This is a genomic window from Vibrio sp. RC2502 (genome assembly GCF_054850435.1).
This window is the reverse complement of sequence record NZ_CM141453.1, coordinates 229,832-250,034: the sequence shown is the minus strand read 5'-3', so window position 1 is coordinate 250,034 and position 20,203 is coordinate 229,832. Positions and strand designations below refer to the sequence as shown.

The window sequence follows — 20,203 nt, the reverse complement described above, 5'->3', positions numbered from 1 at the left end:
AGGGATGCATCACGCATCCCTTTTTGTTTGTGTTGTACCGTCGGAGTACCTAATAGAAAGTTCCAACTTACGCTGGCTCGGCAATTTTCACGGTTGGCTTTTTCACGAGCTCCGCACTGGAGTCTTTTTTATAAAGGTTCTCGTAGCAGTAATTTGTTGCTTCAATGTAGCCTTCTACACTACCGCAATCAAAGCGTTGACCTTTAAATTTGTATGCCAAAACACAACCAGACTGAGCTTGTTGCATCAGCGCATCGGTGATTTGAATCTCGCCACCTTTGCCCGGCTCTGTATTTTCAATCAGTTCAAAGATATCAGGAGTCAAAATGTAGCGACCAATAATCGCTAGATTGCTAGGTGCTGTGCCTGGTTCTGGCTTTTCAACCATGTTATCAATGCGGAAGATATCATCTTTGATCATCTCGCCAGCAATCACACCGTATTTATGCGTTTCTGATTCCGGCACTTCTTGTACCGCAACGATTGAACAGCGGAACTGTTTGTACAGCTCAACCATTTGAGCTAGAACGCCTTGGTCCTCATTCACACAAAGGTCATCCGCGAGCACAACAGCAAACGGTTCATCACCGACCAGTTCACGCCCCGTAAGAATAGCGTGACCTAAGCCTTTCATTTCACGCTGACGGATGTAAGTGTAGCTCGCAGAGTCAATCAAAGAACGAATATCATCAAGCAGCGCTTCTTTACTTGTACCGCTAATTTGATGCTCTAGCTCGTAGTTTTTATCAAAGTGATCCATTAACGAGTGTTTACCACGACCTGTGACGATGCACATACCGTCCATGCCGGCTTCAATCGCTTCTTCAACACCGTATTCAATCAATGGCTTGTTCACCACTGGCATCATTTCTTTAGGCATCGACTTAGTTGCAGGAAGGAAACGTGTACCATAACCCGCCGCAGGGAATAAACATTTTTTAATCATAACCATTACCAACTAAAAAAAGGCTCCTCTGGGGGAGCCTTTTATATTATTTGAATATAAATACGAATTAATCGCTACCAAACAGGTCGCGTGTGTAAACTTTATCAGCCACATCAGCAAGTTCTTCAACCATGCGGTTAGAAACAATGACATCTGACATTTGTTTGAATTCTTCAATATCGCGGATAACAGCAGAGTGGAAGAATTCATCTTCCTTAAGTACTGGCTCATACACCACGACTTCGATGCCTTTTGCCTTAATGCGCTTCATAATGCCTTGAATAGACGAAGCGCGGAAGTTATCTGAACCTGACTTCATAATTAAGCGGTAAATACCCACGATTTTTGGTTCACGCTTGAGAATAGACTCTGCGACAAAATCTTTACGAGTGCGGTTCGCATCAACAATCGCTCCAATAATGTTGTTTGGAACATCCTGATAGTTTGCTAACAGTTGCCTTGTATCTTTCGGTAAACAGTACCCACCGTAACCGAATGACGGGTTGTTGTAGTGATTGCCAATACGAGGATCTAAGCCTACACCTTCAATAATTTGGCGCGCATCAAGGTTATGTGCTTCAGCATAAGAATCCAACTCATTGAAGTAAGCCACGCGCATCGCAAGGTACGTGTTTGAAAACAACTTAACCGCTTCTGCTTCTGTAGAGTCAGTAAACAGAACCGAGATATCTTCTTTTACCGCGCCTTCAACCAGAAGGTTCGCGAACTTCTCTGCACGTTCGCTGCGCTCACCAACAATGATACGAGACGGGTGTAGGTTATCGTAAAGTGCTTTACCTTCACGAAGAAACTCTGGAGAGAACATAACATTCTGACAACCGAGCTCTTCTTTAATACGCGCAGTATAACCTACTGGCACTGTAGACTTAATGACCATAACCGCATCTGGGTTAATTGCCATTATATCTTTAATCACTGCTTCAACTGAAGAGGTATTAAAGTAGTTCGTTTGAGGGTCATAATCCGTTGGTGTGGCAATAATAACAAACTCTGCGTCTTTGTAAGCCAGCTCTTTATCTAGCGTCGCGACAAAGTTGAGCTCTTTGTTTGCAAGAAAAAGTTCGATTTCCGCATCAACAATTGGAGACTTATTGTCATTCAACAAGTCCACTTTTTCCTGGATAATGTCAACCGCCACAACCTCATGGTTTTGTGACAATAACATAGCATTGGACAAACCGACGTAGCCCGTGCCTGCTACAGCAATTTTCATTTTTATTTCCTATTATTTAACTGACGCTAGCATATCAAAACACCTAAACTCTCGATAGAGTGCGGTGATTGACTAAAAGCCTAACTAGCAACACAACTTAATTCAATTGAGTGCCCAAGTAACGCAAATAAGCGTTGCGGATGCGAAGCTTGTTCTGCTCAAAGTACTCTTGACCATAACGGCCTCGGTTAAAGTAGCGACGAAGCATACTATTATCCATTACGAGTTCATCACCCTGGCCTGCCGCTAAATGGTTAGCATCATTACCAACCCGTGTCGTAACGTTGAAATCATAAGCCTCGTTACCACGAATCTGTATCACTCCCGGCGACATATCACGCCATGGCGTTAATGGCAGCTTTACCGACACAGTGACAAACTGCTCTTCGTCTGTATCGTTAAACTTTGTCACCTGATAACTTGCGGATACTTCTATGTCTTCAAACCAATGTGATGTCGTGAATTTTGCGCCGGCATCCCCTTTCCAAAACTCACCCACTGTCGCATTAAACTGCCAATCCCATTCAGGCATGCTAAAGGTATAACGAGTAAGGAACGTTTGGCGATCCGGGTTCGCATAGCCATTTTTGTCTTTCTCATCCATGTGCTGGAAATAGCTCATCTCTAGACCAAGTGCATGAGCACCTGATGGAGAGAACCAAGCAGATTCACTACGAGCACCGACATAGTCGGTTTTTACCAGACCTAACGACACTTGGTTTGCTACATCGACATATGGCAAGCGGAAGAATTGATGCATCATCGCACGGTCAATTTCGTTTTCGTAGGCGCTATCTTCAAAGTAACCGCCTTCTTCAAAATCATCGCTCTCCGCCAATGGCAGGATATGGCGAACATCTACAGCAGCACCAGACCACAAGAAGGTATAGAGGTTGCTCGACATAGCAAACGAGTAATCGTAAACACCGAACTCAGTCGCAACACCATGACGCACCATTGGCGATAACACTAACTGTGAATCTAAAACCCCACTGTTTACGCGATCTGTTTTCCAGTCAACTAACTCAAGCTTGTCAGATAGATTTTTGGTACTGAATTGAATGTCATCACATACCGCGGAACCATTGACAAAACTCTGGTAACACGCCGCATCCGTTTGCACACTCACGACTGGTTTTTGGTTTGCTAACAGCATTAACTCAATACGACCAGAACTTAAACCCATTTCTTGAGCAGAGCTTGTACCGAAGTAGCTTGAAATGATCCCCATCGCCACTCCCAAACCATCCATCTGGTTGTGATTGTAGCGGCGGTTCTCTAGTGCCACGACAACCGATTGATTTAAGATACCGACTTGAATATTCACAAAACCTTCGTTGCGCAATGTACTGACCAAGGCAGAGATTGACGCATTATCCGCTTTGCTTTGCTCTAGAGAAAGCTTTTCCATCAGTGACACATTGCCACGAGCATACTCACGAGAACGGGTGTAATCGGTGATGAGCGGGATAGACAATGCAGCATTCCAAATAGACTGTTCATCCGTCTCATGACCAGAGTAAATCTGGTAGCTCAAAGAAGCCGTCATGTCGTAAGGTAAGAATTCTTCTGGGGTGAACACTTTCACTGATGAGTTAAACTCTACAGCATCGTATTCACCAATGAACTGGACAAAATCAAGTGGTTGGTATTCGATGCCACCAAATGGCCCGTCCATCACACCGAGAGGAATGTCTGACTGTCCATATCCCACCGAGAGTCGTGCTGGCAATGACGCTAAATTATAATCAGCGACAACAAATTTAGTATCAAAAAAGCTCTTTGCCCCACCAAGGTCCTGAACACCAAAAGCAACATTGAAGCGTTCAAATTCCCCAAAATTGGGAATTTGATACTTTAGTGACATGGATAAATCCCGAACTCCACAGTACTCCCCAAAAAAGCACCTTGAGCTATATGTTTCCGTTGAAATTCGGCCATGCGCTTCTAAGCCTTCGATAAGACCAAATGAAAATAGCCAAGAATCAACATCACCAATCTCATCTTCCAGTGGAAGCCCTTGGGCATAAGTAAATGAGAACTCACCATAATCTATGACTTGAGCATTGGGGGTATAAATAATACCAGTAAAACTTTGATTTGAGGGAAGCTCTTTTAGAGAAGAAGCAAAGGTTGCTGATAAAGAATAAAAAGGCAAAACACCAACTAATATTCCCAATTTTATTTTTTTATTTTCCATAACCTAATTAGATTTAATCCACTGCTTAAAAATCAATTACTTTTAACGCAGTTACTCTAATAAGAGTAACACCCACTACGTACGTTTAGTCTAAAATTAATACCGAGATAACCTCTAGGCCATCTAACTCCACCTTTAGATATCATTTAAACCTTCACCATGCGCATTAACCTACTGGTTATAAACTCGTGCAACTCTCCCTGAGGAAAAGAGAGTATATTGACAAGCTCGTGCCGGAATAAAAGCTGACTCCCCTTTGCTTAGCCTTAACTTCTCCCCAGAAGCATGTGAAATGATGACTTCTGAGTCGATTGCAAAAATAATTTCTGCTGAATTAACACCAATAACTTCACTATCTGCTTTGATAAAACAATCAAAGCAAAAATCCGAAACGGGGATTGGATATACCTCTCGATGTCCATCCAAATTAGGTACAGTAATCAATGTGCTTTCAGGCTTTTCTTTGAACAGCGTACATTTCGAAAGCTCATCTATATCAATACATTTAGAGGTGAGCCCTGCTCTCAGTACATTGTCTGAACTTGCCATGACCTCAAGCCCAACACCTTTAATGTACGCATGTGGCGTTCTAGCATCTAGATACATAGCCTGCCCTGGCTCAAGCGTAATTACGTTTAAGAATAATGGAGAAAATAACCCCATGTCCTGTGGGTAATGGCTTGCAAGTTCAATAATTGTTGTATAAATATCATTGTCTTGACTTTGACTCGAATGAGCAAATGATAATAAAGCGTCTAGTTCGTTAATTTTATCCTTACCATCTAAACACAATACACCGACAAACAGTTTCTGAAGATTTTGTGATGAAGGTGATAATTTAAATTCTTTCACCATTCGAGTAAGGCTCGATGAATCACGTCCCTCTAAAAATAATGAGAAGATCGAGATTATCTCATCAAAACATCTAAAACCATTCATCGCTTTATAAGGCGTTATTGCATAGACTAATTCTGGTTTGTGGTTGGCGTCTCGATAGTTTCTTGTTGGATCACTGCGCGGCACCCCAGCACTTTCCTCTCTTTGAAAACCTAACTTTGCTTCTTTTTTGTTGGGGTGAACTTGAACCGAGAGCGCGCTCTCTGCGGCTAAAACTTTGAAAAGGAATGGAAGGCAACCAAAACGCTCAGTGGTATCTAACGATAAACAACTTATCTTATCTTGGTTAATCAGATCAGACAGTAAAATCGATTGGTTATTCACAATTACTTTTGAACAACCATTCGCGTGTGCTCCCATCCACAACTCAGCTTGGGGCGCACCATCATGATTATCTAGGCCAAACAACTTCGATATTGCAGTTTTACTCCCCCATTCATAATTTTTAATTTCATTTTCAAGCTTGAATAAGTATTGAGTCATTTTTTAAACCTATAAAGCATGGCCTAGCAAACTATCGCCAAGCTTTATTTCATATAGCTGGTAATTGATATTTAAAGAGACCGGATACGGCCTAGAACTTTGTCAACTATCTGCCTTGCGATATCAAACGAATCAGACTCTGCATAACAACGAAGTTCTGGTGCATTACCTGATGGTCTCAAGTGGATAATTGTTGAATCTAAAAGAGTCATTCTTAAGCCATCGGTGAGGTCTACATTAGAAACTGCCACATTTTTCACACCAAGCAGGGCAAGTAACTCTTCAGGGTTTTCTTTACCTTGAGCAAGAATTGATAGGCTTTTTTCTGTAGCGAAATTTTGAATACGATCGCTATGATTAAATCTCGAAGGTAGTGCTGCTACAAGTTCTTTAATACTCGTGTTTTGTTGCTTAGCGAACGAAAGTAACATCAATGCAGGCAATACAGCATCTCGTGTTGGTAACGCTTTTAATACCTTTCCGTTAAATTCAATATCGCTTCCAAGCAGATAACCACCATTAGCTTCAAAACCTGCCACTGTTTTATATTGCTTAGCTAGATTTTCAAATTCTGCAATCACATACGGCGAGCCAATTTTAGTTAACGATACCGTCTTGAACTCAGGAGATTGAGCAATAATTGTGTTACAACTCACCGGTATCGCTAAAGCTTCTACTTCTAGAACTTTTGAACACAGTAAACCAAGAATGTCTCCACGTAGCCATTCGCCATTCTCACCAGCGACCAAGGGTCTGTCACCATCACCATCTGTTGAAAAAATAAAATCTAACTGGTGGTCTTTCGACCAATTTATCGCTTTTAGTTTATCGGCTTCAGCAACAGCCTCTGTATCGATAGGTACAAACTCATCCGTACGCTCTAGAGAGACAACTTCAGCACCCAGACCTTCAAACAAGTCACGATACAATTCTCGTCCTGCACTTGAATGTTCGTATATACCAATTCTCTTACCTGTTAGTAAATTTTTAGCAAATAAACTTAAATAACGATCTACATACTGCTTTGCTGCTTTTTGATCAACCTTTAGCGCTGGCAAAACTAATGGCGCTTTAAACTCTGACTTAACATTTAAAATACTGGTCTCATCAGTTTTGGTTATCTCACCATCAGGACGGTAAAACTTGAGGCCATTTCGATCAAACGGAATATGACTTCCCGTCACCATAAGACATGGGATGCTTTCTTGCATCGCAGAGTAAGCTAGTGCCGGTGTAGGAATTACACCATAGTAAACAACTTCGTAACCTTGCTGGCTCAGTGCTGCAACACAAGCCTGCGCCATAGCATAACTGCTCGGGCGGTTATCAATAGCAACGGCAACTCGTTTAAAGCAGAATTCTTCAGAGAGTATCGATGTGAAAGCGATCGCAAACGCAGCACACACTTCTGGTGTAAACTGCTCAACTAGTCCCCTTGCCCCGCTGGTTCCAAACTGAATCCCTGACGCAGAAATAACTTTACTGGTGATTAACACAATTTACCTCGCAAAAAACTGTGGGATCTTTGATACATTTTTCATCAAAATTGCTCTTGGCCAAAAAATTCCATTAGCTTTTAGCGCTTCGATGTCTTCTTTAGTTTTCTCAACAATATTCTTGAGGCTTCGGTTGCTTGCTCCACCTACACGCATTTTGGTTACCACTTTTGGTAGATAGCATGTAGATACCTCATTGCTCCATAAGTACCTAAGAATTGAGTCGTAATCGGCGGCAATATTAAACTTCAAATTGAATAGACCAAGTTTTTGATAATGCTCTCGCTTCATGAAAAATGTTGGATGCGGCGGCATCCATCCAGAAAGTAGCTTTGCCTTGGAACAAGAACCCGACTTCCACTTCCTCACCACTTTCGATGTATCTTCTTTTGAGACATACTCCAGGTCTGCATATACAGAATCAGTCCCTTCGACTTCCAACGTCTTAACAAGATCTCGAATTGCATCAGGGTATGCAAACAGATCATCCGAGTGTAAGAAGCCGATAATATCTCCAGTCGCTGCCTTAATGCCTTTGTTTAAAGCATCATAAATCCCTTTGTCGGGCTCGGATATAATCTTAGCAATACGAGAACAGTTATCTTGAACAACTTTCAGCGTAGAATCAGAAGATGCACCATCAATAATGATGTACTCGATGTCTTCATACGTTTGTTGGTTCAGAGACTCTAAAGTATCAATAACTGTTTGGCTGCTATTGTAAGTAGCGGTAATAACGGAAACTTTCACTAATATCCGACTCCATAATCCTCTGTACGTACGACATCATCTTCTGACAAATAGGCACCAGAACGCACCTCTATTAGCTCCAAGGGAATTTGTCCCGGATTCTCAATTGAATGCGGTGCCCCTATAGGAATATAAGTGGACTCGTTCTCTGTTAACAAATACGTTTTGTCACCATTTGTCACTTTGGCAGTACCTTTCACAACAACCCAATGCTCAGCACGGTGATAATGCATTTGAGTCGCTGTGCGTTCTCTCGGCTTGACGATGACATGTTTAACGTGAAAGCGATCTCCTTCGGCAATTTCATCATGGGTTCCCCAAGGACGATACACCTCACGATGCTGTAGGTGCTCATAACGCTCTGCTGCTTTTAGTTGTTCAACAATACCTTTTACATCTTGTACTTTGTTTTTGTGAGCGACCAACACTGCATCTTTGGTTTCGACGACAATCAAGTCTTCAACTCCAACGGTTGCAACGAGCTTGTTTTGGGAGTAGATGTAACTGTTTGAAGTTTTCTCGACCAAGACATCACCACGTACAGCATTGCCCTCTGAATCTTTGTCCGCAACTTCCCAAAGAGCAGACCAAGATCCCACATCACTCCATGACGCATCCATTGGGACTACCGCTGCACGCTTAGTTTTCTCCATCACGGCATAATCAATAGAATCATCAGGACATGCCAGAAAAGCTGCAGAGTTTAGACGGATAAAATCTAGATCTTTTCTGGACTCATCCATCGCCATTTTACATGCCTTTAAAATCTCTGGAGAGTATCGTTCCAATTCTGAGAGGAACTCTGATGCTTTAAACAAAAACATTCCACTGTTCCAGTAGAAGTTTCCGCTCGCAACATATTCTTCTGCAGTGGATAACTGTGGCTTCTCAACAAAGGCTTCCACTTCAAACACTCCGTCCCGAATGGCACTTCCGCGGCGAATGTACCCATATCCAGTTTCCGGATGAGAAGGAATAATGCCAAAAGTAACAAGTCTACTTTTTTGAGCCTCGATATAAGCTTGCTGTACAGAAGCTAAAAACGCTTCTGTATCTTTAATGACATGATCCGCGGCCAACACAAGTAAGTAAGGGTCCTGATGTTGGGCCACCGCCTGCAATGCAGCCAATGCTATCGCAGGAGCCGTATTTCGCCCCGCAGGCTCTAGGATAATTCCACTACTTAACATTTCCCCTTTACGCAACTGTTCCGCAACAATGAAGCGATGCTCTTCATTACAAATAAACAATGGTGCTTGATGGTCAACACCATCAAGGCGGCGAACGGTTTCCTGCAGCATGGTGGCGTTGGAGGTAAGCTCTAAAAACTGCTTGGGGTATAGCGTGCGGGACAACGGCCACAAACGACTGCCCGAACCGCCTGCCATAATCACAGGGAGAAGCATAATCAGCTATTCCTATTCATTATTCTAAAGAAAATATAATTTGGTGTGATGATGAACATCACCACATTCGAGTAGATCATTAACGTCAGCCCATCGATAGTTACCATGCTGCTCTTTGGGCAAATCGGAAAGGTTCAAATCCAGAGAGATACGATACCCTAGAACCACATAGTGAGTAGAGAAACTCTCGCCGGAGAAATTATCTGAATAAAGGTGCTCATAAGGGCCAATAAATTCAGCCTCAACCAATGCTAGCTCAACACCCAACTCTTCCTTGGTCAAGCGTGAAAATGCATCAGCAATTTTCTCGCCTTTCCGAATTCGTCCCCCGGGAACAAACCAACAGCCTTGAGCAGGCCGATTTAAGCGCTGCCCAAGTAATACTTTTCTTTGACTATTCTCAACGATAAGGTCGAGAGAAATGAGCGGAGTGTGAGCTACAACGGTTTTAAAGGTATTTATATCTAACCGTTGTGTCATGGTTACTTCCTGAAGTTATCTTGGTTGGCTAAGAACCACTGGTAGGTGCGTGTCAAACCTTCTTCTAGGCTCACGCTATGACGCCAACCTAAATCATCAAGACGGCTCACATCCATTAACTTACGAGGGGTACCATCAGGCTTAGTGGTATCAAAGACCACATCACCTTCAAAGCCCACGACTTGTGCCATGGTCTCAGCCATTTCTCGGATTGTACAGTCAACACCGGTACCTACGTTAATGTGCGATAACATCGGCTGGGTATTTGCTTGATAAGTTTCGTTGTCTAATTCCATCACATGAATAGAAGCGGCGGCCATATCGTCAACAAACAAAAACTCACGCATTGGTGTGCCTGAACCCCACACCACCACTTCGTTGTCACTCTTCGACTTCGCTTCATGGAAACGACGCATCAGCGCTGGAATAACATGCGAGTTATCAGGATGGAAGTTGTCGTTCTCACCGTACAAGTTCGTAGGCATCACACTTCGGTAATCGCGACCATATTGGCGATTGTACGATTCACATAACTTAATACCGGCAATTTTTGCCACTGCGTAGGGCTCATTAGTCGCTTCTAGCGTACCAGTAAGCAGTGCGGACTCCGTTATTGGCTGCTCAGCCAATTTAGGATAAATGCACGATGAACCTAAAAATAGTAGGTGCTGCACATCATTTTGGTGCGCCGCATGTATGACGTTACATTCCATCATCAAGTTTTCATAAATGAAATCAGCAGGATAAATATTATTGGCATGAATACCCCCTACTTTTGCCGCTGCTAAGTAGACTTCGTCGATATCTGCTTCAGCAAAGAAATCACTCACCGCTCGTTGGTTTAATAAATCCAATTCGCTTCGCGTACGCGTAATGATTTCGACATTCTCACGTTGAGATAGTTGACGAACAATTGCTGAGCCTACCATGCCGCGGTGTCCAGCAATAAAAATACGTTTTTTCACAACTGATACCGCCATTAGCTTTCGATTGAAATAGCCACATCAAAGCCGTTGGCTTTAAGTAGAGCATGCTGTTTTGCTTTATTGATGTCATTTGCGACCATTTCTGCACACATCTCTTCAACGGTGATTTCAGGTGTCCAACCTAACTTTTCTTTTGCTTTGCTTGGGTCGCCTAACAAGGTTTCTACTTCTGCAGGACGGAAGAACTTAGGATTGACCTCAACGATCACGTCACCCACAGACACAGACGGTGCTTTAGTTGAGTCTACAGCTGTTACGGTTGCGATTTCATCAACACCTTCGCCACTGAATTCAAGCTCAATGCCCGCCTCTTGCGCAGACATTCGAACAAACTCACGCACAGAGATTTGCTTGCCAGTTGCAATTACAAAGTCATCAGCCACGTTTTGTTGAAGCATCATCCACTGCATGCGCACATAATCTTTCGCATGACCCCAGTCACGAAGTGCGTCCATATTACCGAGGTATAAGCAAGATTCTAAACCTTGTGAGATATTAGCGATCGTACGTGTAATTTTACGTGTTACGAAAGTCTCTCCACGACGTGGTGATTCATGGTTAAACAAAATACCGTTACATGCATACATGCCGTAAGACTCACGGTAGTTAACCGTAATCCAATACGCATACATCTTAGCTACAGCGTAAGGGGAACGCGGGTGGAATGGTGTGGTTTCTCGTTGAGGAATTTCCTGTACTTCACCGTAAAGCTCAGAGGTAGAAGCTTGGTAAAAACGTGTCTTCTTTTCAAGCCCGTTAATACGAATCGCTTCTAATAAACGAATGGTACCCATAGCATCAACATCAGCGGCGTATTCTGGTGATTCGAAGGATACTGCAACATGAGACATTGCCCCCAAGTTGTAAATCTCATCCGGCTGAATTTCTTTAACTAATCTGATCAAATTAGATGAATCAGTCAAATCACCGTAGTGAAGGTGGATGTTACCACTGTTTTCAATCAAATTATCAATACGTTCAGTATTAAATGAAGAAGCGCGACGGATAAGACCGTGTACTTCATATCCTTTTTCTACAAGAAGTTCTGCTAGGTAAGATCCATCCTGCCCAGTAATTCCCGTAATTAGTGCTTTTTTCATGAAATAGTCCTCTCCTTTATTTTTACAGCAGGATTACCTTGGTAAATACCATTTTCGTCTAAATTTTTTGTTGCAACCGAACCAACAGTAAGTATTGCTGCCCGGTATAATTTTACGCCAGGGCAAACAACAGCTCTTGCCCCAACCCAAGATTCACTATGAATATTAATATCAGAAATCATCAAATCAAACGAACTCGAAGTGAAATCATGATTCCCAGTTAATAAGTAACAACCTTGTGACAAACAGCAATTATCGCCAATTTTTACCTCGGCTAAGTTGTCGATCCAGACATTCTCTCCAACCCAAGTATTTCTACCGATAATTAACTTCCAAGGATATTTAATGTTTACACTTGGTTTAATAACTGCACCATCCCCGATTTGCGCGCCAAATAATTTAAGAATAAACACTTTTATTACTGATGGCACTGGTAGTGAAGTACGAAAAAAGAGAGCACTTGCCAACATCCACAGTACAATCTTTACCTTTCGACCAGGCATAAACCAGTCGTTATTATAGTTTTTTAAATTAACCTGATTCAAAACTCAATTCCGTAATCTTCTTTCAGCATCTTTTGAATTTTAACTTTATTCTTACCAGCCTTGGAGTATATCTCTTTGATTTTTGCATCAACTAGAAAACGATACCAAAATCCTTGTAAAAAATGCCATATTAACCCTTGCTTACCATCTAAAAAACCAAACTTTAAAAAATAACGAAATATAAAATATATAAAAGGCCTTAGAAAAAGAGGCATATGTGCATAAATATGTTTTAATCTTCTTTTACGCTGCTCCTGTGTTCCAAATAATTTTGGTTCTATCTCATCATAATCTTTAAACCCATAAATGGTATTCAATATATCGACGGCTTCTTTAGTTGAGTAATGGTTATGTTTTTCCGTCCACCAAGTAAGGTTGTTTTTATTATCATCAACAATATCATTATCAAATTGAATGGTATTACCTGTCTTAAGCTTAATATGCTCGTCCATCCAACGCTGCTCCATCACCCCTTCTTTATATCTCCATATTCGAAGTAGCCAGGTAGGATAGTATCCGCCATGTTTGATCCAACGCCCCATAAAATTAACTCGACGTTTAATGTAAATACCAGAATCATGTTTACTCACACTTGCAAGTTTAGAGTTAATCTCGTCAACTAAGCCAGGTAAAATAAATTCATCCGCATCCATTTTCATTACCCATTCAGTTTCAATTGGACAATGTTCCAATCCCCATTGAAATTGCTTAGCGTGATTACCAGGCCATGGATTTTGATAAACTTTTGCCCCAAGGGATGATGCTATTTCGACGGTCTCATCTGTTGAAAGTGAGTCAATAATGAAGATATTTTTAGTGATCGGTAGTAATGACTGAATGCAACGTTTTATGTGTTGTTCTTCATTTAAAGTTAGAATGATTACAGATATTTTATTTTCCATTATAACTTAACCATTTTTTCATATAATTTTTTAAATTTTAATGCGATATTTTTCCAATCATACTTCGCTGCATGCATTTGAGCATTAACTCGCATTACTTCTCTATCTCTACTCAGCATATCTAGCATTGCATCTGAAGTATCTTTGACATTATTAGGCACCCACCTTCCACAATTATCATCTTCAACCTCAGACCAAGGAGTATTAGTACTGGCGACTATTGGTGTACCGGCCGCTAGACTTTCGATATACACATTGCCAAAATTTTCATTATGAGAAGGTAATACAAACAAATCTGCACCAGACAAGAAGTCAATTTTGTCTTGTCCGGAAATAGCACCTATAAAAAAAACAGATTGAGTTAAGTTTAATTTATCAACCAAAGTAATAAGTGTGGATAATTCACCTTCATCTTCACCTGCAATTAATAACTTAGCTGTTGGATATTTAGCAGTCACATCCAGAAATGATTTTATTAATATGTCAAACCCTTTCTTCTTTTGTATCCTCCCCATTGAAACAATAATTTTTCCCGCATCAATCTCCATATTTAAAAAACGACTAGTATATTCACTTGAGGAACATAAGTTGCCACTCTTAAATTTAGAAAGCTCTATACCATTAGGTATTATTTCAACTTTGGCTTTAGGAAAAACACGTAAAATCTCATCTTTTTCTTGTTGAGCCGTAGAATGCCATACAACGTTACCCAAAAATGGTTTAATTGCATATTTAAGCCAGTATGATTTAAAATTATTTCCATTTTGCAAACACCAATCACCTAAGGCTCCACGCGGGGAGAGTAAAACTTTCTTTTTTAATATTTTTGAATATATTAATGAAATTGGTGTTGGCGTGTTAAAAATTGACTGTATATGTACAACATCTACATTATTTATATCCTTCCATATCGTAAATAAAAGACGCATTGAGAATTTATCAATTACACTTTCATTGTAATATTTTACATAAAAACCGTTTAAAGGCAGCCATTTATTAACTTCAACATCTAACTTAGAACTCATATTAGTGTTTGTAGTTGATGCACGGATATTAACATCATTAAACTTCGCTAGCTCACTGCATGCATGGTAAGTTGAAAATATTGGGCCTCCATATACAAATGCAGGGTAAAAACTAGGTATTATTACTAAAATATTCATCCAAAAGCCTTTAAATATAGTCTATAACCTAAAACTCGAATCACCACGACTTTTGACAACTGCTTAAAATATAGATAAAAAATAGACTTTTTAGATTTCAAACCTCTAGTTTTAATTATCTCACTACAGTGCTGAATTGTTTTTTTAAAGCAAGTCGGTTTACTTGATATACCACCTAAAGTAAATACGCAAACATTTTCACACACATATATATATTTCAACCTTTCAAATGCCAGCATTTGGAGCTTAGAATCAGCAGAAACTTTAAAACTTTCATCAAACTTATTTTTAACCAAAAAGTCATGAGGCATAAATACAGATTGATGTGTAGGAATCCAATCTATTCCAATCTTATCTCGATCGCTACAAATAAACTCTCGCGTATAATCTTTATACTTTAATACTGAATTTCCAAATATTATTTTATTACTTAATTCCGCTTCATAGGCACGAACGAATTCATTCAAATCAAAGCTTTCACTAAAAACATCTCCTGAATTCATAAAAATAACAGATGTTCCCAAACACAATTCAACCCCTTCATTCATAGCACCATAAATACCACTGGATGTTTGTTTAAAGTACCTAACTCCATAGTTATTACAAACCGAAAGACAGGCGTCATCAACAGAACCATCAATAATCACTGACTCGACTTCACCCCCTAAATAAGAGTGATAGCTTTCTATGGTTGAATAAAGTTCTTCTGGGTTGTCTTTGCATATAGTTACAATAGAAACTATCATTTTTCATACCTTGACAAAATACTAAAAAAAATCATGGAAGATGCTATAAACAGCTTATCTAGAATAAATATTCCATGAGCAAAACCGAGCATAGCCAATAACGAGCAACAACAAATCGAAACAATATAATTTGTTGATTTTAAACTATTAACAACGAAAAATAATAACAACACACATAAGAAGAAACCCAGCAACCCGACTTGAAAAAACATGCCAAATATATAATTATCATAAATAAGACGAAAAACTTTCGTCTTGGCTTCAATATCTTCTAGACCAAGCCAGTAAAATTTCGGATATGGACCTATACCTAAAACAAGATCTTTTATATGCATATCTGATATAATTTCAAACGATGGTTTCAAAAAACCAGAGTATGCATATTCTAGTAATGTCAATTCGCTACTATCATTATTTATTCTAACTTCTGTGAGACCTAACTTTAATAAAAACAAAAATAATAATGGTGTTAGAATCAATGTGATCTTTTTCAAGTTAGGGTTCAGCTGACATTGTGTCCAGGAAAATAAAAAAATTAATATTGTGAAATAAAAAGTAAATGAACCGGATATAAATCCAGCAATAAAGAGTATGAGTAAACTAATAAAGCAATTAAATCCTTTAACCTTAACTTCACTTTTAAAAGTAAGTAAGATACAAGCCGCAATACCATAGAGACAGCTAGCAGCTCCCTGAGTAGACAACCCAAAAACAGACTGCATTCTTACAACTGATATCCCTCCAAAATTTCTAACTGCGGAAAATTTCTCATCACTTAACCCGTCAGGAATTACAAATCTATTGTAAGTATTGGAAATGGAAAAAATATAATTTAGCAGGCTTAATATGGCAACAACTAAAATAGCAAAAATAAAACACCTTATTAAATAGATAATATCTTCTTCCTTGGTATCCAACCTAGTGAGAAAAATCATAAATAACAAGATCGACATATATGGCATGATAAAGTCTTTGATTGCCAACCCAAAATAAAAGAAATCTTTATCAAAACTTCCATATATGACACTTAAAACTATTACAGTAATAAGACAAAGTAGAGCTATGGAAAACCGATTTAATGAAATATGGCCCATACCCACCATAGAGCAATAAAAAACCCTAATAAAAACCACACAAAAAAGTAACGGTTCTACTATAAACCTAGCGTTTGACACATGGTTAAATTGCATAAGCCCGTTATAAAAACTTAGTGAAACAATAGTTCCTATTAATAACTTATCTTCTTGCAATGAAAATATAATTGTTGCAACCACCAATAAAATAGTTAGCCTTGAATCAATAATCGCACTTGATGGTATTAGAAAAAACAATAAGAAATAATGTATCTTTAAGTTCATGGCATTATCTCAATACTTTATATAACTTACCACACCCCAATATACATAGAGGAGAGAAAGCTAGTGAATAAATTAGTACAAAGTCAATATATTGATGATTATGGCTAAGTAAGAAGAAACCACCAACACAGAGTAGAACGCCAATAAAATTATAGTAGACTTGTTCTTTGATTAGTGACAATCCATTCATAATGTATGAGACGATATTATGTAGTATCACGGTCATACCAAAAACAAGTGTTGCTGAAATAGCTTTATCATCGATGTACACGTCTGGCACCCATTTTTCATATAAAAAATTGGTTACATTAATATGGTTTAAAAAACAAACAAAAATAAGTGTTAATATATATAAAACAAATAGCCGTATGATAGTTTTTTTACAAGAATCAATATTTCCTGAACTGAACTTCATTGAAATATCAGACCAAATAGGCCTCAAAAGCAATATAAAGACCATTATAGCAATAGTAATAGGTCTAAACACTATGTCAAATATCGCAGCATAGTTATAAAGCTCATAATACGCGAAAGAGTATCTAATGGATGTCAATAGAAATATAAAAACGACTTGAGCAATAAAAAAAGAAACACTAGTTTTTAAGAATGATATTAATGAATGACGAGAAACGTTAAGTTCAATAACCTTTTCACGATGAAAAGACATTAAAAGCGCAACCCTTGGGATTAAAGACTTCATAAAGTAAAAAACTTTTGGAGCTACCAATGTCAATGAATAAACAATCAAACACCATGCCAAACTAATGAAACCAAGACAATAAGAAACAACAACAACAACAACAAACATAGCATTCGATATAAATGAATAATACTCTACCTTGTGAGAGTATCCTCGGCTGATCCAGTACTTACCAACTAGATTGAAAGGAATTGATAGAATAACAATGCTAAATGATATTGATAGTGACAATGAAAAATTAAAAAATGGAGAAACCCCCCCCAAAAAGATAATTACCCCCAATAGAGCTAAAATTGTATTGAATATATTTGTTATAATCATATATTCAAGGCGTACATTAAGTTTTTTAGTTGAACTCAACTTGTTCTGGAGAGCATTGCCTACCCCGAAGTCCATTAAGAACATCCACATTACAGTACTTTGAAATATACTCCATTTTCCATAATCTTCTATGCTAAAACTTTTGGTTAAAACAAAAGGTAAAACTAATGTACAAATCATGGTTATGGCTTTATAAATTAGAGCATATTTAAACTGCCTCATTACCATATAAACATCTCAGACTTTCAATACAAAATTAATCCCTAACATAAAACAATGGGCATTATTCATCAATTTCTATCATTAGAGCGTAAAAATATAACATACATCTCAACACCATCAACATTAAAGCATTTTTCATGCATGGAAAATATATGAAACTCATAATATTTTGCAAGCAAGTAAATATCAGAAAAACATTAATTTACTTCAAAAGAGTAGACTTAATAATTTTAGCTCTTAAAAACAGTATTTAACAGTTCAAGTGCAGCCGTTAATCTCAGAGATTATTGTATTAAACGTACTTTATGACACCCAAATTTACCAGTTAACAAAACAATCAGAAATCGTTTTTATTATCTAATTTTTGAATTAAACTGAGGTCTTATAACCAAGTGTGATTTTTTAAACCAAGCTGATATTCTCCAAATATAAGTAATTATAAAAAAATAGCATGCAAACAAAATCAGGAACGCTACAAACATGATCGATTCGCTAACACCAAAAAAATCAGCCCATAAACCGATAGCAGCAAAAATCGATGCCATCGAACAAATAAAAATTAACGTTGCACCTGAAGAAAGCCCGATACGTTGGCAAATATGGTGTAGATGTTCTCTGTCTGGTTGGAATGGTGACTGACCTTTACGAACGCGACGAATCATAATGGTTGCCATATCCATCAATGGTAAGGCAATTAACCACAGTGCTGTGACTGGCTTGAAGGCTACAGCTCCTGGCTCTTGTGTGCCGCGAATCAGCATCCAGACCACGGTAAAGCCGATAAACATACTGCCAGCATCACCCATAAAGATCTTAAAGCGACGACCAAGTGGGAAACCTAAATTAAGGAAGATGTAAGGAAGCATCGCAGTCACGATCATTAAACAGATCGTGGCTAAATATTCGTTTCCATTGTAGGCAAACACAATACCTAATGCTGTAAAGGTTACCGAGGCTAACCCGCCCAGCAAGCCGTCTATGCCATCAACCATATTAAATGCGTTAATTGCGCCTATTACCGCAATAACGGTGATCACTGCGCCAGCGACTTCATTAAGGGCAATGGTTTCGCTCCCCATTAAGTAGCCTAAATCGTGTAAGCTGTGGCCTCCGATGTAAATCATCGCAAGGGATATTCCGGCTTGGATAATAAGGCGAATTTTGAAACTTACATCGTAGTAGTCATCTAATGCGCCGAGCGCTATAAGCACAGCCGAACAAGATAAGTAGAGTGATAGGTTGTCATTCATTGGTAGGAACAGAAGGAACCCGACCAGTATAGTAGAGAAAATGGAGATACCTCCTACAAGGGGTACGACACCCTGGTGAAGCTTTCTTGCATTGGGTTTATCTACTAGACCTACGCGCTTAGCAACTTTGCGCATAACAAAAAGTAGAACGAACGACAAAATAAATACAAATAAATATGCATTATTCATGATAGCCAACTGTGTTATTAAATAAGTTTGAGGTAAATCTATAACGCATCCGACTGATTCCCTTTACGGATTCCATTGCATCACAGGTCCGATACTGCTAATTCTTACTTCGCTCGTATCTAGACACGCCGAACTCTAAGAATGAGCAGGTGATTTTTGGGCGTGACAAAACCACATTAGCCAAGGTGGGTTGTAACGCATTGCAAACGCTAATTTCTAATATTGAATATGTAAGTAACTGAGTTCCACCAACACTAGCTCGTGACGGTCATCGGTTCTCAGCCTTTTATAGGCAGGCCAAATACAAAGCTGAACATACTAACTGACGGTTTGGGCCAGTAGTTAAGTACGTCTATAAACCTAGTATTTGGTTTTGATAGGTATGAGAAATGGAGATTTAAATTGTAACCTATGCCTAACCAACATTTGCTCGCCACTTTGTTAGCTTTGAGCGTCCCTCTGACAAAAGGGAATTACATTAATTTGTAATAGTTCTCGTTTTTTATAAATCAATCTTGCCAGAAATGCACTTAGGTGCTTATTCTTGTTAAAGGTTATTTAACTTTTCAGTTACTTATCATGCACTTAGCTTTAGAAACCTCGGAGTTATAACGACTTCGGGCACGCTACCGCCCCTAGGTCTGGCTCCTAGAGGCAATTGAAATGTTCACGATTTAATCGGTTGCATCTCCGATCTGGTGACGAATTGTATAGTAAACTCGTTGCAACGAAAAGCCATTCAATCGAAAAGCTTACAAAAAAATAGCCCCTTCTTGACACTTAAAGCGACAAAAATGTGTCGTCTTTATAAAATTATAAATATCAGACG

At 39.1% G+C, this 20,203-nt stretch carries 17 protein-coding genes; all 17 read right to left on the bottom strand.

Annotated elements, in window-relative coordinates:
- Positions 1–67: 67 nt before the first annotated feature.
- The 17 genes from galU to wecA all read right to left on the bottom strand — a co-directional run bounded on the left by galU (position 68) and on the right by wecA (position 19,374).
- Positions 68–946 (bottom strand): UTP--glucose-1-phosphate uridylyltransferase GalU, encoded by an 879-nt coding sequence (gene galU / locus ACYJZR_RS01150; protein ID WP_406966274.1) that lies wholly within the window; start codon positions 944–946, stop codon positions 68–70.
- A gap of 67 nt (positions 947–1,013) precedes the next feature.
- Positions 1,014–2,180: a nucleotide sugar dehydrogenase gene (locus tag ACYJZR_RS01145; RefSeq protein ID WP_406966273.1), complete on the bottom strand. Its 1,167-nt coding sequence runs from the start codon at positions 2,178–2,180 to the stop codon at positions 1,014–1,016.
- A 97-nt stretch (positions 2,181–2,277) separates the two neighbouring features.
- Complete coding sequence (locus tag ACYJZR_RS01140; RefSeq protein ID WP_406966272.1) at positions 2,278–4,380, bottom strand: YjbH domain-containing protein; 2,103 nt, start codon at positions 4,378–4,380, stop codon at positions 2,278–2,280.
- Between the two features lie 171 nt (positions 4,381–4,551).
- Positions 4,552–5,760, bottom strand: a complete 1,209-nt coding sequence (gene manA, locus ACYJZR_RS01135; protein ID WP_406966271.1) for a mannose-6-phosphate isomerase, class I — start codon at positions 5,758–5,760, stop codon at positions 4,552–4,554.
- Positions 5,761–5,831: 71 nt separating this feature from the next.
- Positions 5,832–7,256: a phosphomannomutase gene (locus tag ACYJZR_RS01130; RefSeq protein ID WP_406966270.1), complete on the bottom strand. Its 1,425-nt coding sequence runs from the start codon at positions 7,254–7,256 to the stop codon at positions 5,832–5,834.
- 3 nt (positions 7,257–7,259) lie between these two features.
- Entirely contained in the window at positions 7,260–8,006 is a 747-nt protein-coding gene (locus ACYJZR_RS01125) for a glycosyltransferase family 2 protein (RefSeq protein ID WP_406966269.1), read from the bottom strand.
- Positions 8,006–9,412, bottom strand: a complete 1,407-nt coding sequence (locus tag ACYJZR_RS01120; RefSeq protein ID WP_203501090.1) for a mannose-1-phosphate guanylyltransferase/mannose-6-phosphate isomerase — start codon at positions 9,410–9,412, stop codon at positions 8,006–8,008. The genes ACYJZR_RS01125 and ACYJZR_RS01120 overlap by 1 nt, the downstream gene beginning before the upstream one ends.
- 24 nt (positions 9,413–9,436) lie before the next feature.
- Entirely contained in the window at positions 9,437–9,892 is a 456-nt protein-coding gene (locus ACYJZR_RS01115) for a GDP-mannose mannosyl hydrolase (protein WP_203501087.1), read from the bottom strand.
- A gap of 2 nt (positions 9,893–9,894) precedes the next feature.
- Positions 9,895–10,872 (bottom strand): GDP-L-fucose synthase, encoded by a 978-nt coding sequence (fcl, locus tag ACYJZR_RS01110; protein ID WP_203501084.1) that lies wholly within the window; start codon positions 10,870–10,872, stop codon positions 9,895–9,897.
- Complete coding sequence (gene gmd / locus ACYJZR_RS01105; RefSeq protein WP_203501082.1) at positions 10,872–11,978, bottom strand: GDP-mannose 4,6-dehydratase; 1,107 nt, start codon at positions 11,976–11,978, stop codon at positions 10,872–10,874. Before gmd ends, fcl begins: the two co-directional genes overlap by 1 nt.
- Entirely contained in the window at positions 11,975–12,523 is a 549-nt protein-coding gene (locus ACYJZR_RS01100; RefSeq protein ID WP_203501080.1) for a WcaF family extracellular polysaccharide biosynthesis acetyltransferase, read from the bottom strand. Before ACYJZR_RS01100 ends, gmd begins: the two co-directional genes overlap by 4 nt.
- Entirely contained in the window at positions 12,520–13,425 is a 906-nt protein-coding gene (locus ACYJZR_RS01095) for a glycosyltransferase family 2 protein (protein ID WP_406966268.1), read from the bottom strand. The genes ACYJZR_RS01100 and ACYJZR_RS01095 overlap by 4 nt, the downstream gene beginning before the upstream one ends.
- The gene (locus ACYJZR_RS01090; protein WP_406966267.1) at positions 13,425–14,588 is read right to left on the bottom strand and encodes a glycosyltransferase; all 1,164 of its coding nucleotides are present in this window, start codon (positions 14,586–14,588) and stop codon (positions 13,425–13,427) included. The genes ACYJZR_RS01095 and ACYJZR_RS01090 overlap by 1 nt, the downstream gene beginning before the upstream one ends.
- Positions 14,585–15,334 carry a glycosyltransferase gene (locus ACYJZR_RS01085; RefSeq protein ID WP_406966266.1) on the bottom strand — a complete coding sequence of 250 codons (750 nt, stop codon included), beginning with the start codon at positions 15,332–15,334 and terminating at the stop codon, positions 14,585–14,587. Before ACYJZR_RS01085 ends, ACYJZR_RS01090 begins: the two co-directional genes overlap by 4 nt.
- Entirely contained in the window at positions 15,331–16,692 is a 1,362-nt protein-coding gene (locus tag ACYJZR_RS01080; RefSeq protein WP_406966265.1) for a hypothetical protein, read from the bottom strand. Before ACYJZR_RS01080 ends, ACYJZR_RS01085 begins: the two co-directional genes overlap by 4 nt.
- A gap of 4 nt (positions 16,693–16,696) precedes the next feature.
- Positions 16,697–17,893: a polysaccharide biosynthesis protein gene (locus ACYJZR_RS01075; protein ID WP_406966264.1), complete on the bottom strand. Its 1,197-nt coding sequence runs from the start codon at positions 17,891–17,893 to the stop codon at positions 16,697–16,699.
- Positions 17,894–18,288: 395 nt separating this feature from the next.
- A complete protein-coding gene (wecA, locus tag ACYJZR_RS01070; protein ID WP_406966263.1) occupies positions 18,289–19,374 on the bottom strand; it encodes a UDP-N-acetylglucosamine--undecaprenyl-phosphate N-acetylglucosaminephosphotransferase in 1,086 nt (361 codons plus the stop codon).
- Positions 19,375–20,203: the final 829 nt, after the last annotated feature.

Excerpts from the sequence above, each read along its gene's own strand:
- galU (WP_406966274.1), bottom strand. The coding sequence starts at position 946 with ATGATTAAAAAATGTTTATTCCCTGCGGCGGGTTATGGTACACGTTTC.
- ACYJZR_RS01145 (WP_406966273.1), bottom strand. The coding sequence starts at position 2,180 with ATGAAAATTGCTGTAGCAGGCACGGGCTACGTCGGTTTGTCCAATGCT.
- ACYJZR_RS01140 (WP_406966272.1), bottom strand. The coding sequence starts at position 4,380 with ATGGAAAATAAAAAAATAAAATTGGGAATATTAGTTGGTGTTTTGCCT.
- manA (WP_406966271.1), bottom strand. The coding sequence starts at position 5,760 with ATGACTCAATACTTATTCAAGCTTGAAAATGAAATTAAAAATTATGAA.
- ACYJZR_RS01120 (WP_203501090.1), bottom strand. The coding sequence starts at position 9,412 with ATGCTTCTCCCTGTGATTATGGCAGGCGGTTCGGGCAGTCGTTTGTGG.
- ACYJZR_RS01115 (WP_203501087.1), bottom strand. The coding sequence starts at position 9,892 with ATGACACAACGGTTAGATATAAATACCTTTAAAACCGTTGTAGCTCAC.
- fcl (WP_203501084.1), bottom strand. The coding sequence starts at position 10,872 with ATGGCGGTATCAGTTGTGAAAAAACGTATTTTTATTGCTGGACACCGC.
- gmd (WP_203501082.1), bottom strand. The coding sequence starts at position 11,978 with ATGAAAAAAGCACTAATTACGGGAATTACTGGGCAGGATGGATCTTAC.
- ACYJZR_RS01095 (WP_406966268.1), bottom strand. The coding sequence starts at position 13,425 with ATGGAAAATAAAATATCTGTAATCATTCTAACTTTAAATGAAGAACAA.
- ACYJZR_RS01090 (WP_406966267.1), bottom strand. The coding sequence starts at position 14,588 with ATGAATATTTTAGTAATAATACCTAGTTTTTACCCTGCATTTGTATAT.
- ACYJZR_RS01085 (WP_406966266.1), bottom strand. The coding sequence starts at position 15,334 with ATGATAGTTTCTATTGTAACTATATGCAAAGACAACCCAGAAGAACTT.
- ACYJZR_RS01080 (WP_406966265.1), bottom strand. The coding sequence starts at position 16,692 with ATGAACTTAAAGATACATTATTTCTTATTGTTTTTTCTAATACCATCA.
- ACYJZR_RS01075 (WP_406966264.1), bottom strand. The coding sequence starts at position 17,893 with ATGATTTGTACATTAGTTTTACCTTTTGTTTTAACCAAAAGTTTTAGC.
- wecA (WP_406966263.1), bottom strand. The coding sequence starts at position 19,374 with ATGAATAATGCATATTTATTTGTATTTATTTTGTCGTTCGTTCTACTT.